Annotated in this window: 11 protein-coding genes; all 11 read right to left on the bottom strand. The window is 47.1% G+C overall.

What is annotated here, in order from left to right; genetic code table 11:
- Positions 1 to 8 precede the first annotated feature (8 nt).
- The 11 genes from G7035_RS15870 to modA all read right to left on the bottom strand — a co-directional run bounded on the left by G7035_RS15870 (position 9) and on the right by modA (position 12,977).
- Complete coding sequence (locus tag G7035_RS15870; RefSeq protein WP_019688190.1) at positions 9 to 1,028, bottom strand: ThiF family adenylyltransferase; 1,020 nt, start codon at positions 1,026 to 1,028, stop codon at positions 9 to 11.
- A 108-nt stretch (positions 1,029 to 1,136) separates the two neighbouring features.
- Positions 1,137 to 2,333, bottom strand: a complete 1,197-nt coding sequence (locus tag G7035_RS15865) for a nitrate/nitrite transporter (RefSeq protein WP_017426864.1) — start codon at positions 2,331 to 2,333, stop codon at positions 1,137 to 1,139.
- A gap of 207 nt (positions 2,334 to 2,540) precedes the next feature.
- Positions 2,541 to 3,188, bottom strand: a complete 648-nt coding sequence (locus tag G7035_RS15860; RefSeq protein WP_038978085.1) for a response regulator transcription factor — start codon at positions 3,186 to 3,188, stop codon at positions 2,541 to 2,543.
- A 7-nt stretch (positions 3,189 to 3,195) separates the two neighbouring features.
- Positions 3,196 to 4,260, bottom strand: a complete 1,065-nt coding sequence (locus G7035_RS15855; RefSeq protein ID WP_017426863.1) for a PAS domain-containing sensor histidine kinase — start codon at positions 4,258 to 4,260, stop codon at positions 3,196 to 3,198.
- A gap of 1 nt (position 4,261) precedes the next feature.
- Positions 4,262 to 4,714 carry a GAF domain-containing protein gene (locus G7035_RS15850; RefSeq protein ID WP_016821790.1) on the bottom strand — a complete coding sequence of 151 codons (453 nt, stop codon included), beginning with the start codon at positions 4,712 to 4,714 and terminating at the stop codon, positions 4,262 to 4,264.
- Positions 4,715 to 4,759: 45 nt separating this feature from the next.
- On the bottom strand, positions 4,760 to 5,443 hold the full coding sequence (gene narI, locus G7035_RS15845) for a respiratory nitrate reductase subunit gamma (protein WP_013372381.1): 684 nt from the start codon (positions 5,441 to 5,443) through the stop codon (positions 4,760 to 4,762).
- Positions 5,440 to 6,006, bottom strand: coding sequence for a nitrate reductase molybdenum cofactor assembly chaperone (gene narJ, locus G7035_RS15840; protein ID WP_019688191.1), 567 nt, complete (start codon positions 6,004 to 6,006; stop codon positions 5,440 to 5,442). Before narJ ends, narI begins: the two co-directional genes overlap by 4 nt.
- Positions 5,999 to 7,588 carry a nitrate reductase subunit beta gene (gene narH / locus G7035_RS15835; RefSeq protein ID WP_016821792.1) on the bottom strand — a complete coding sequence of 530 codons (1,590 nt, stop codon included), beginning with the start codon at positions 7,586 to 7,588 and terminating at the stop codon, positions 5,999 to 6,001. The genes narJ and narH overlap by 8 nt, the downstream gene beginning before the upstream one ends.
- Positions 7,578 to 11,252, bottom strand: a complete 3,675-nt coding sequence (locus G7035_RS15830; RefSeq protein ID WP_019688192.1) for a nitrate reductase subunit alpha — start codon at positions 11,250 to 11,252, stop codon at positions 7,578 to 7,580. The genes narH and G7035_RS15830 overlap by 11 nt, the downstream gene beginning before the upstream one ends.
- A gap of 199 nt (positions 11,253 to 11,451) precedes the next feature.
- The gene (modB, locus tag G7035_RS15825) at positions 11,452 to 12,129 is read right to left on the bottom strand and encodes a molybdate ABC transporter permease subunit (RefSeq protein ID WP_019688193.1); all 678 of its coding nucleotides are present in this window, start codon (positions 12,127 to 12,129) and stop codon (positions 11,452 to 11,454) included.
- The gene (gene modA / locus G7035_RS15820; protein WP_019688194.1) at positions 12,126 to 12,977 is read right to left on the bottom strand and encodes a molybdate ABC transporter substrate-binding protein; all 852 of its coding nucleotides are present in this window, start codon (positions 12,975 to 12,977) and stop codon (positions 12,126 to 12,128) included. The genes modB and modA overlap by 4 nt, the downstream gene beginning before the upstream one ends.
- Positions 12,978 to 12,981: the final 4 nt, after the last annotated feature.

Raw genomic sequence — 12,981 nt, 5'->3', positions numbered from 1 at the left:
TCCCTTGTTTAACCGAACAACTGATGGTATAGCTTTTGACCTCTGGCAATACTTCCAATACCGTGAATGAGGAGCCTTCCGTTTTTAAATAAAATCATTCGGTGCTCAAAGGCATAAAATTCAACGAAATAAGGGGTCCTTTTTACACGTTCCGCCATAAGCCTGCCCATTTTCTCTGCATCGTCCAACGTAATCGGACGATGAGGGTCTGGAAGAACCTGCACTACATCCCGTCCGCACAGCGAAGCATACGCCGAGCGACGGGATGCGGTCAGTGCAGGAAACACAGGATGTTCTCCACAGGTCGGACAATTCTGATTGCGGATGCGGGAAATCCCTATGTCCATCTGCGTATTTTCCCATAGATCAAATAAATGAACCTTGCTGCGCATTTTATCATGTTTACCGCTCAGCCACTTCATGGCTTCTGCACTTTGGAGAGCAGCCGTCACTTGAACTGCGGGCGAGATGATTCCAGCCGTATCGCAGGTCTGATTGATTGCCGGCAGCGATGGCAGTAGGCAACGAAAACAAGCTGACTTGCCCGGCACGAACGGAAAAACAACGCCTGTGCTTCCAACACAGGCGCCGTAAATCCATGGAATTTCAGCCTTTCGTGCAGCATCGTTTATAAGCAGCCGGGTTTCAAAATTATCCGTTGCATCCATCAGCAATGTGCTTTTACCAGCAAGCTCTTGAGCAAGCCCGGCATCCAAGCTGTCGAGATAGGTATACAAGCGTACGTCTTCTCGTATCGCCTTTAACCTTTTTTCAGCAGCCGTTACCTTGGGGAGCATTTGTGCAGCATCCTGCTCCGTGAATAACTGCTGGCGTTGCAGATTCGACGTCTCCACATAATCACGGTCAACCAGGTGAATCTCTCCGACGCCCGCTCTTACTAATGTTTCAGCGATGGCGGAGCCTAGTGCCCCGCAGCCGATAATGGTAACAACAGCTTCAGACAGATTACGTTGTCCTTCACTGCCGATGGGTCTAAATAAGATCTGTCTTGAATAACGTTCCTTCATCACAATGTCCCCCTAACGTTGAAGAGCGATCGTTAACTTTGTGCTTTTTCCTGTGGCTCTCGCTAGAAACGTTAAAGGTGTCTTTATAATTTCTCCACTCTTAATGCTTTACTGCTGAAGTTCCTTTTGTTTCTCAAAGCGGTTCTGCTCGGCAGTTACGGGGAAACGTCCTTGATAATATAGCCATATGACGAGAATCAGGCTAGCCAGTGCCACTTGGGAGAGTAACATGAACCCAATGGAATATTGGCCAGTAGCCGCATGAATCGTCGATAACAAGATCGGAGGGAAAAAGCCACCCAGGCCACCCATCATGGATACAATTCCGTTCACTATGCCTGCCTGTTTATTAAAATAAAATGGAACTAGCTTGAAAATGACACCGTTCCCGATTCCCGCACTCACAGCGATAGCCAAGCACCCTACGGTATACAGGGTGATGTCTGGGGAAAAAGCCAAAAGAATCGCAGCGACCGTATATACAGCAAACGTACCTACCAGCAGGAACAAGGGCTGAAAACGATCCGCCAGCCAGCCACCGATCGGGCGGAAGAATGTAGCAATCGCGATAAAGCCTGCTGTACGCATCCCTGCATCCACTTTATCCAGTTCGAAATTCGATACGAGAAAATTCGGTAGATACACCGTGAACGCTACAAATGAGCCAAACGTAATAAAATAAAAGAGCGAGAAAAACCAAAGCTTTTCATTTTTGTAAACCCCTTTGATTTGCTCCATAATGGGGGTCTTGACTTTAGCTTCATGACGGTCCCCAAAGAAGAAATTCAAAACGATAAAAACAAGCAATAGGATAAGGTACAGTTTGACTGTAAGTGCCCATCCTACCTGTGTCGCTACAATGGGAGCGGAGAAAGTCGTTACCGCTGTCCCCAGGTTGCCCACACCATACATCCCGTTGACAAAGCCATGTCTTTCTTTCGGATAATACTTGGGCAGTGAAGTCACTCCAACTGAGAACACCGCTCCCCCAATCCCAAGGAACAAGCCACCGATAATTAAATCCGTCATCGTCGAAGCTTCACTGATATAGTAGACCGGAAACAAAAGCAAAACAAAGCTAACGAGGAAAACGATTCTCGCCCCGAAAATATTGGCATAATAACCAAGCGGAATGCGCAGAATCGATCCAAGCACGACCGGAATCGCCGTAACCATGGCCAGTTTTCCGGGTGGAATCGCAATATCCTCCGTAATGAACGGCATGAGGGAAGAAATGATGACCCACACCATGAATCCAAGAATCAGGTTCAATGTTTGTAGCGGCAACTGCATTTTTCTAATCATTTAACTCACCTTTTCAACTTTATTCTGTCGAATGTTTGATTTGTATTTTTCTGTTCCCATTGTAGCCGCTAGCCGTTCCTTTCGAATATAGGGGACTCCCCTTTCCCGGTCAGGGGAGTCCCTGAAAATAAAAAAGCCGCTTCTCGTAAGAAGCTGCTTGATTCATTGTAGATATATTATTGGATTAAAAATAATCTTCTTCATAAACTAGAAATCCAGCATTTTTTTCTTTAAAGCATATTGGACCAGCTCAGGCCGGCTTTTTAAGTTCAACTTCTCCATGATTTTAGCTTTATTCGCTTCCACGGTTTTGACAGAAATGAACAGCTTTTCGGCAACTTCCTTGTTACCGTATCCCTTTGCAACCAAAGGGAGAATCTCCAGCTCGCGCTTGGACAGAATCTCATACGGATCTTCGGTTTGTGATGTTGTGTCTTTCTTAATGAACTCACGCACGAGAGAAGTGGCCATTTTAGGATGGATATAAGTCCCGCCCCCATGAATGGTTCGTATGGCAAGCAATAGCTCCTCATCTGGTGCATTTTTCAAAACGTACCCTGAAGCACCATTCTTCAAAATATGAAATAGATATTCTTCGTCGTCATGCATGGTCAGTATCAGAATTTTAGTGTCAGGGTGGTCCTCTTTAATCTTGCCTGTGGCGATCAAACCACTTTCGCCTGGAGGCATGCTGAGGTCCATAATTAGAATATCCGGCTGATGTTTGGCTACCATAGTATACGCTTCAATCCCGTCCGCAGCCGTTCCGACAACCTCCATATCCGATTGGAAGTTGAGAATCATGGAAAATCCGCTTCGTACAATGGCATGATCATCCGCTAATACAATTTTGATCAAGTTTCTATTCCTCCTCGTGTCCAATCGGAATTTGTAAAAAGACTTTGGTTCCTTGGCCAACATTCGAAAGGACGCCAAAACTTCCACCTACCAGTTCTGCTCGCTCCTGCATACCATACAAGCCTAGTCCTGTCCCAATAGGCTTGCCCCCCTTATCAAAGCCAATCCCATTATCCTCTACAGTCAAACGAAGCGCGTGTTCGTGCTCCGACAAAGTAACTTTAACGGTATCCACCTGGGCATACTTCAACGCATTGAGCACAGCCTCCTGACAGACGCGATAAATGACTGTTTCTTTTTCGCTTCCATACCGCTTCTGGGGAAGATCAGATACGAACTCAACCACTAGACCAAAACTTTGCTCGACCCGCTTAAAGTGGGAACGGAATGCCGCCTCAAGTCCAAAATCATCAAGGGTAGCAGGACGAAGATCCACAGACAGGTTGCGGATATCATCCAGCAAGCGTGTCATGGATGCTTCTGTTTGTTTCATGTTTTTAATGAGCTGCTCATCATTCGTCATGTATTTTAATACCCGTAGTTCAACAACCGCGCTCATCAATTCCTGGGCGACGCTGTCGTGCAGCTCTCTGGAAAGCCGTTTACGCTCGTTTTCCTGTGCTTCAATAACATGTTTCATCATTTTGTTCTGATACAATTTCTCCTGCGTCTGAAATTGCGGGGTCAAATCTCTCAGCATCAGCACCCGGATTCCATTTGTAGAATCAATCGTATGAAAAGAAGCTGCATAGGGAACCATTCCATTGCTTTTCGTCTCCAGATAAACCTGAAAAGAAGCAAAATTGTTGGATTCAGGCACATTGAAATAACAGTCAAGGCAGGTGCGGGGCTCTGTGTCGCTTGTATAGCCTCTGCATGTTCCACATAAGGCCCTGTCCTGTCCTTCATAGAGTTGAATGAGAACGTCATCGTCTACAATCTCCTCAGCCGCCGGGTTCATGGCTAGGGTTTTCCCTTCCCTATCAAAAAAGAAGATAGCTTCTGTACTGTTCTCAAACATCTTCACCATTAGCGCACTCAAAGAGTCTGTCCCTATAGACAATGTCAATTCAGATCACTTCCTTCCCGTTCAACTCTCCAATTCCCCTATGTGCCAAGGTTTCCAAATCACGCATCATAGCTTCGGTCATCAGCTGTTCTTCTCGAAATCCACCCAGCAGTACACCCGCGACGCGAGCATCATTCCACAGGGGTACAGCGCCGAGACTCTTGAGCTTCTCGGATTGAACGATTGGATAGTTAAACAGGTTGTCTGCCCCAACAAATTGATGAACAGATGGAATAAAGATAGATTTCCCGGTTTTAAACACGACTCCTGCTATACCCTTTCCAGATTGCAGTACAATCCGCTTAAATCGATCATTCAAATTGCCAGCGGCGTTTTTCCATTTAATGACGTATTGATATTCGGCCGGTTCAACCAGAGCAAGTGCCATAAAATCATAACCGAAATGTTCGCGTATTCGCTCAAGCTCCCTTTGATAATCCATCTTATTATTCATCACTCTCTCCTAATAAAACTAGGAAAGAAGGCAGGGCCCGCTTTCCTAGTTTGATTTATGTCTTCTGTAAAGGATATAACTTCTGCGTACATAATTCAACGGAACACTCCACACATGTACAAGCCGGGTAAACGGCCAGAATGCAAAAATCGCAAAACCCATAAGGACATGAAGCTTGAACGAGATCGGTACGTCTCTCATCAGTGTAGGGTCAACACGGAATATGAACAAACCGCGGAACCAGATCGAGATAGTCTCCCGATAATCAAATTCCGGCTGAACCGCATTCGTTACGAGTGTGGCAAACATCCCCATGCACACAAGCGCCAACAGCAATACGTTTACAATCAAATCAGAAGCTGTACTTAAACGACGCACATTACGAATTGTAAAACGTCGAGAGGTAAGTATCAACATCCCAAGGAACGTCATGGCTCCAAATATTCCACCAATATAGACCGCTCCAATGTGATATAGATGATCGTTTACCCCCAGTGCATGCATCCAGGTTTTGGGTATACCCAGACCAGACACATGACCGAAAATAACTGGAATGATCCCCAGGTGGAATAAGAGGCTTCCGATCATCAATTGTTTCTTTTCAATAAATTCGCTCGATTTTGCCGTCCAATTGAATTGGTCCGTTCTATAGCGGAAGATATGGCCTACGATAAAAATGACCACACACATATAAGGGAAAATGACCCATAAAAACTGCTCCATCATCATAGCGTGACTGCCTCCTGTTCTACGCAAGCTTTAAGCGTTTCGCGCAGTCCCTTGACCAGATGAAAATACGGGCTTTCCATTTTTTCCAGCGCTTTAAGCAAATGATAAGTGCCGTCTTCCAAAATCGCGATCGGCATGCGGAAATTTTCTGTCGTCTTTGCATCCTGTACCCATTCGGCGGCATACAGGAATTCACACATGAGCGGCAGATAATCCGGCAGCTCACCATCTGGCATTTCAAGACCATACATTTCATAGAGAACCTTTAACTTGACCAGCATTTGTCCTCTTTCTTTTGCATCTTCAAACTTGAAGTAAGTCATATATAGTGCACAATTTTTTTGAAAATCGAAGGTTTCTGTATACAGTTCCTGGATCTCTTCCATACTAAACTCTTGCATAAGAGACCAGTACTTATGAGCATACGTATACGCAGGATGATCCGGATCAAATGATGCTTCCAGAAAAGCCGGATGAAAATCCAGCTTTTCCGGGTACATGAGTTGTTGGGCGAAAAACCCGAATGAAGGCTTGAATTCATACAGTTTCGCTACATTAATCACGCCAAATACCCCCGTAGAAGTTTTCTTCATACATTTGCTTGCCTGATTTCGAAGGCTCTTCCATTCCCGTGGAGCTTGCCAGGCTACAACCGCTACAGCCAGCTCCTCCAACTCCACAACCTTCCATATTCCCTAAGGTATCACCGTAACCAGCAGCTCCTTGGGCGCGATATGGATTAGAATAACCCTCTTTATGCGATGTTGGAATAACGAAACGGTCCTCGTATTTGGCAATAGCCAGAAGCCGGTACATCTGCTCGGCCTGACGTGCTGTCATGCCGGTGCGTTCCAGACGGCTTTCATCGAAAGATTGTCCTGTGGACTGGGCACGCATATAGGAGCGCATCATAGCCATCCGCTGCAGCGATTCTTTCACCGTCTGGGTGTCGCCCGCCGTCAACATATTGGCAAGATACTGAATAGGCGTGCGCATTTCTTCGATAGCTGGAAAGATCATATCTGGATTCTCGATGGAGTCTTTCCCTTCAAAGTAATTCATGATCGGACTAAGTGGTGGTACATACCAGACCATCGGCAGCGTGCGGTATTCCGGATGAAGCGGGAATGCCAGCTTATACTCAATAGCAAGCTTGTAGACCGGTGAGTTCTGCGCAGCCTCAATCCAATCTTGCGAGATCCCATCTTTTTTTGCCTGCGCAATTACCGCTGGATCACTTGGGTCCAAGAACAAATCACACTGTGCTTTATACAGATCTTTCTCATCCTCTTTAGAAGCAGCCTCCTGCACCTTATCCGCGTCATACAATAGAACGCCAAGGTAACGAATTCGTCCGGTACACGTCTCGGAGCAGACGGTCGGCAACCCGGCTTCTACGCGCGGGAAGCAGAAGGTACATTTCTCTGCTTTGTTCGTCTGCCAGTTGAAGTACACTTTCTTATAAGGACAACCCGTCATGCAATATCTCCAGCCGCGACATGCTTCCTGATCCACAAGCACGATGCCATCCTCGTCCCGTTTGTACATGGCACCTGAAGGGCAGGATGCGACACAGCTTGGATTCAGACAGTGTTCGCAAAGCCGAGGAAGATACAGCATGAACGACTTCTCGAAATTGAATTTAATCTCTTCTTCAATTTTCTGAATATTGGGATCGAGAGGGCCTGTCACATGGGTACCTGCCAAATCATCCTCCCAGTTTGGTCCCCAATTCAGATCCATTTTTTCACCTGTTACAGCAGATTGTGCACGTGCTACCGGAGAATGCTTCTGCTCTTTGGCGTTGGTCAAATGTTCATAATTGTAAGTCCAGGGTTCATAATAATCCTTCATTTCAGGCATATCGGGATTGTAGAAAATTTTACCGAGCGCTATCTTGGACAGCTTGTTCCCTGACTTCAGTTCAAGCTTCCCTTTGCGAAGCTGCCAGCCCCCCTTATACTGTTCCTGGTCTTCCCAGCGTTTTGGATAACCAATACCAGGCTTCGTTTCCACGTTGTTGAACCACATATATTCCGCACCTTTGCGGTTTGTCCAAGTTGTTTTGCACGTCACGCTGCACGTATGGCAGCCAATACATTTATCCAGGTTCATGACCATGGCAATTTGAGCTTTAATCTTCAAGCCAGTTAACCTCCTTCATTTTACGTACCGCTACGTACACATCGCGCTGGTTGCCGATCGGACCGTAATAGTTGAATCCGTAGCTAAGCTGAGCGTATCCACCAACCATCTGGGTCGGTTTGAGATGAATTCTTGTTGGCGCATTATGACTGCCCCCGCGTGTATCCGTGATTTCGGAGCCTGGCACTTGAATGTGCTTATCTTGTGCATGGTACATAAACATCGTTCCTCTTGGCATCCGGTGACTGACAACTGCTCGGGCGGTTACGACACCGTTACGGTTGTACACCTCCAGCCAGTCATTGTCGGCAATAGCATGAGTTGCTGCATCTTCGTTATTGATCCATACCGTAGGACCTCCGCGGAATAGCGTAAGCATATGCTGATTATCCTGGTAGGTGGAGTGAATATTCCATTTCCCGTGTGGAGTCAGATAACGAAGCACAAGTGAATCCTGACCACCCTTGATTTCCCGATCACGCGTGCCGAATACCATCGGTGGCAAAGTCGGTTTATAGATAGGCAGCGACTCCCCAAACTGCTGGAAGATTTCATGATCGATATAGAAATGCTGTCTTCCTGTCAAAGTCCGGAACGGAACGAGACGCTCAATATTCGTGGTAAATGGCGAGTAGCGACGTCCCTGTTTGTTAGAGCCACTGAATACCGGTGTCGGTATAACTTCACGCGGCTGCGCTGTAATGCTTTGGAACGTGATTTTCTCGGCGGCACGGTCGGCTGAGATGTCCATCAGCTTCACACCATGATCCTTTTCCGCCTCTGCGTAGGCTTTTTGCGAGACACGACCGTTGGTTGCAGACGAAAGATGAAGAATCGTATCAGCCACTTGGCGAGCTGTCTGGATCTTCGGTAGTCCATCTTTGATGGACTCATCGTAATAAACCCCGTTCAGCTTCTTCAATTCCTCATATTCATCCGCTACCGAGAAGCTAACGCCATGCGCGCCCGTTTTTCCAGTAGCCAAATTTGGACCGAGCGAGACGTATTTATCATGTATTTTGGTATAATCGCGTTCTACGATGCTGAAATTAGGCATGGTTTTACCCGGCACAGCTTCGGCCTCGCCTTTCGTCCAGTCCTTTATAAGACCCATCGGTTGCGCAATTTCGCCTATGGAGTCATGCCCAAGCGGTGCAGTTACAAGGTCTTTATATATTCCCGGTAGATGCTCTTTGGCCATGTTCGAGAAGGTTTCAGACAACTGACGGTAAATATCCCAGTCCGAACGTGATTCCCAAAGCGGATTTACCGCAGGATTAAATGGATGCACGAACGGATGCATGTCTGTCGAGGACAAATCCGTCTTCTCATACCAGGTTGCCGCCGGAAGTACGACATCCGCGTACAACGGTGTTGTGGTCATCCGGAAATCAAGTGCGACCATCAAATCAAGCTTTCCTTCCACATCTTCCCGCCAGACGATTTCCTCAGGCTTCTGATCTTCGTTCGGCCGGGCAAGCAGCGCGTCGGAGGCTCCGAGCAAATGCTTCATGAAATATTCCTGTCCCTTGGCCGAGCTGGAAATGAGGTTGGACCGCCAAATAAAGAGCGAACGCGGGAAGTTCTCCGCTGCCCCTGGATCTTCAATAGCAAAACGGGTCTTACGCGATTTAATCTCTTCCACAGTGTGGTTAATGATTTCCTCGTTTGACTTCTTGCCTAATTGCGCCGCCTCTTCGGCGAATAGCAGGCTGTTTTTATTAAACTGCGGGTAAGAAGGCATCCAGCCCAACCGTGCAGCAAGTACATTGTAGTCCGCCGGATGTTGGTAACTGACCTCTCCCCCAGTCGGCGATTTCAATGTGTCGGTGCCGCTTTCTTCATAGCGCCACTGTTCTGTTGCAAAATAGAAAAACGAAGTAGCATTTTGCAACCGAGCCGGTCCCTGCCAGTCTTTGGCAAAGGCAATCGTTGACCAACCTTCAATAGGACGGCACTTCTCTTGACCTACATAATGCGCCCAGCCTCCACCGTTAACACCTTGGGAAGCCGTCAGTACGACCAGGTTCAAGATGGAGCGATAAATGGTGTCACTGTTGAACCAGTGATTGATCCCCGCCCCCATAATGATCATGGAACGTCCTTGAGTGTCGATAGCGTTCTGAGCAAATTCGCGAGCAACTTGCACTACGACCGATGCCTTGACTCCCGTGATCTTCTCCTGCCAGGCAGGAGTGTAATGAGAAGCTGCATCGTAATAATCCTTTGCATTATGAGGGCTATCATTGCGAACGACACCATACTGACTCATCATCAAGTCATATACGGTGGCTACGAAGCGCTCTGAACCATCAGCCAGACGTACTTTTTTCGCCGGAATGACACGTTTGAATGTTCCGTTACCTGTGTTATCAAAATAAGGGAATACGATTTCTTCCCATTGCTCGTCATGACCTTCCACCGTGAGCGCAGGCTCAACCTTGGTTCCATCTTCCCGTTCCAGGATCAGATTCCATTTCTTATCCTGCTCCCAGCGCTGTCCCATTGTACCGTTCGGGACCATCATTTCCCCTGCTACTTCATCGAATATGACCGGTTTCCAGTCTGCGTGCTGTGAAGCATCTCCCAGATCACTCGCCCGCAGAAAACGTCCACCTTTCCAGGCCCCTTCGTGGGGATCAAGCAGAATCATGAATGGCATATCTGTATATTGCTTGGCATAGTTAATGAACATGGGTTCCTGACGTTCCTGGTAGAACTCATCCAGAATGACATGGGTCATCGCCTGTGCCACAGCGGCGTCTGTACCCGGATTGGGTGCAAGCCAGTTGTCAGCGAACTTCACATTTTCCGCCAAATCCGGAGCCACGGATACGACCTTGGTTCCTTTATAGCGTACTTCCGTCATAAAGTGGGCATCCGGCGTCCGGGTAAGCGGCACATTCGAGCCCCACATGATCAGGTAGCCCGCGTTGTACCAATCTGAGGATTCAGGTACGTCCGTTTGCTCACCCCAAATTTGGGGAGAAGCAGGCGGAAGATCAGCATACCAGTCGTAAAAGCTCAACATTTCCCCACCAAGCAATGAAATGAACCGCGCTCCCGAGGCGTAGCTTATCATTGACATCGCTGGAATGGGTGTGAAGCCTGCGATCCGGTCAGGACCGTACTTACGAATGGTATAAATTAATTGCGCCGAAATCAGGTGTAGAACATCATCCCAAGCCACACGAACATGCCCGCCTTTGCCGCGAGCCGATTTGTAGAGCTTGGCTTTCTCCGGGTCTTCCACAATGCTGGCCCATGCGTCTACCGGATTGCTATGCTCCTTGAGGGCAGCTTGCCATAGTCGCAATAACTTACCGCGCATATATGGGTATTTCACACGTAACGGGCTGTATTCATACCAGGAAAATGAAGCACCACGCGGGCATCCACGCGGCTCAAATTCCGGCATGTCTGCACCGCAGGAGGGATAATCGATTTGCTGATTTTCCCAAGTGATGATGCCATTCTTAACAAAAACCTTCCAGCTACAGGAGCCGGTACAGTTAACACCATGCGTCGTACGAATCACTTTGTCATGAGACCAACGCTGGCGGTACACGTTTTCCCATTCTCTATTTTTTTCTTCAAGGATTGACCAATTTCCGGAATAGCTCTCGATTGGTTTGAAGAAGTTGAGACTGTATTTCTTTTTCATCGGTGATCAACGCTCCTTTTCAGAATGAATCAGTCCGTCGCAAGCCCATGGGAAAGATTCATTCGCTTACTCTCATTATGAAATTCATTCCTCTCCGTTCCCATTAGGGAATGTCCTATAGCGCTATAGAAAATCCCTCGTTCTAAGGAAAGATACAAAAAAAGCCCCCCTCTACCAGAGGGAAGCTTGTATGAATAGATTAATTGTTCTTTTGGCCTGTTAACAGGAGCATTATAAAGGAAATGAATATGATAGAGCATGTCCAAGCCCAGGCCATAGGAAGATGACCAGAATCCACTGCAATATAGATGGCTGTAGGAATCGTTTGTGTTTTACCCGGAATATTTCCGGCAATCATCAGCGTAGCACCGAACTCGCCCAGCCCACGGGCAAAACCAAGTATAAAGGCCGCTTTAAAAGAAGGGAAAATCAAAGGAAAGGTGATATATCGGAAGACCTGCCATTCATTTGCCCCCATCGAGCGCCCCGCGTTTTCCAAGTCCCGATCCACTGCAGCGAATCCCATTCTCAGTGTCCGATAGACTAGGGGAAAAGCCACAACCACCGCGGCCACGACCCCAGCCCACCATGAGAATACAATAGGCTCGCCAAACCAATACTCCACCAAACGTCCAAACCCACTTTTTCGTCCGAGTAAGATTAGCAGTAAAAATCCAACTACCGTCGGCGGGAGCACCAAAGGCAGCATAAGCACGGTTTCAACGAGTGTTTTCCCTTTAAATAATCCTAACCGCGACATGGACCATGCCGCAAACAAGCCTAATAGGATCACCAAAACGCTGGATAACAGTGCAATCTGTAACGATAATCGAATCGGAGGCCAATATTCGCTCCAATCTATAGCCTGCATGCTCACTTCGGTATGGTAAATCCATACTTAGCCATAATGTTCAGAGATTCTTGCGATTGAAGGTATTCATAGAAGCTTTCGGCTTCTTGGATGTGTTTGGAAGCTTTGATGATCCCGATAGGGTACTCAACCGTTGAATAAGTTTTAGAGTCCACCTCAAAAGCAATTTTCGCCTTTTGCGAAGTTAACACATCTGTCTTATACACAAATCCGACATCTGCGTTACCCGTTTCTACATATTGCAGCACTTGTCTAACATCTTTTGCCTGAACGAGCTTGTCTTGTAACACATCCCAAAGCTTAACGTTCGTCAGTGCTTCCTGTGCATATTTGCCTGCAGGAACACTCTCAGGAATACCGATTGCTACCTTTTTCACTTCTTTTTGCATTACATCCTTTACACTCGTGATGCTCGTCGTCCCGTCAGCAGGGAGCACCGCTACCAACTCGTTCGTCAGCCATGTTTTTTGTTTATTGCTCTCTATTAAATGCTGATCTACGAGAGACTTCATGTTTTTCTTCGAAGCAGACAAAAACAAGTCCGATGGAGCTCCTTGCTCAATCTGCTTTTCCAGTGCACCAGAACCACCAAAGTTGAAATTCAATTGAATACCTTTATGGGATGATTCGTACAATGTCTGGATTTCTTTGAGTGCATCTGTTAAGCTCGCAGCTGCGGAAATGGTCAGCTCAACAGTTTCTACCTTTTTCGATGAATCCTGGCCGGAGACCTCGTTCTGGACCGCGCTGCTACCACTTGAAGCTGATTGTTGCCCCGCACCGCACCCTGCTAGTAATAACACAACACAAAAAGCAAAAAAGAGTGCCTGGCTATGTCTAATAATTTTTTTCATTTTT

It is taken from the genome of Paenibacillus polymyxa (assembly GCF_015710975.1).
Taxonomy (GTDB): domain Bacteria; phylum Bacillota; class Bacilli; order Paenibacillales; family Paenibacillaceae; genus Paenibacillus; species Paenibacillus polymyxa.
Note: the sequence above shows the minus strand (reverse complement) of the source record. Positions and strands in the feature narration are given on the sequence as shown.

Bases quoted from the DNA above. Each gene is read 5' to 3' on its own strand.
- G7035_RS15870 (WP_019688190.1), bottom strand. From the start codon at position 1,028: ATGAAGGAACGTTATTCAAGACAGATCTTATTTAGACCCATCGGCAGT.
- G7035_RS15865 (WP_017426864.1), bottom strand. From the start codon at position 2,333: ATGATTAGAAAAATGCAGTTGCCGCTACAAACATTGAACCTGATTCTT.
- G7035_RS15850 (WP_016821790.1), bottom strand. From the start codon at position 4,714: ATGAATAATAAGATGGATTATCAAAGGGAGCTTGAGCGAATACGCGAA.
- narI (WP_013372381.1), bottom strand. From the start codon at position 5,443: ATGATGATGGAGCAGTTTTTATGGGTCATTTTCCCTTATATGTGTGTG.
- G7035_RS15830 (WP_019688192.1), bottom strand. From the start codon at position 11,252: ATGAAAAAGAAATACAGTCTCAACTTCTTCAAACCAATCGAGAGCTAT.
- modA (WP_019688194.1), bottom strand. From the start codon at position 12,977: ATGAAAAAAATTATTAGACATAGCCAGGCACTCTTTTTTGCTTTTTGT.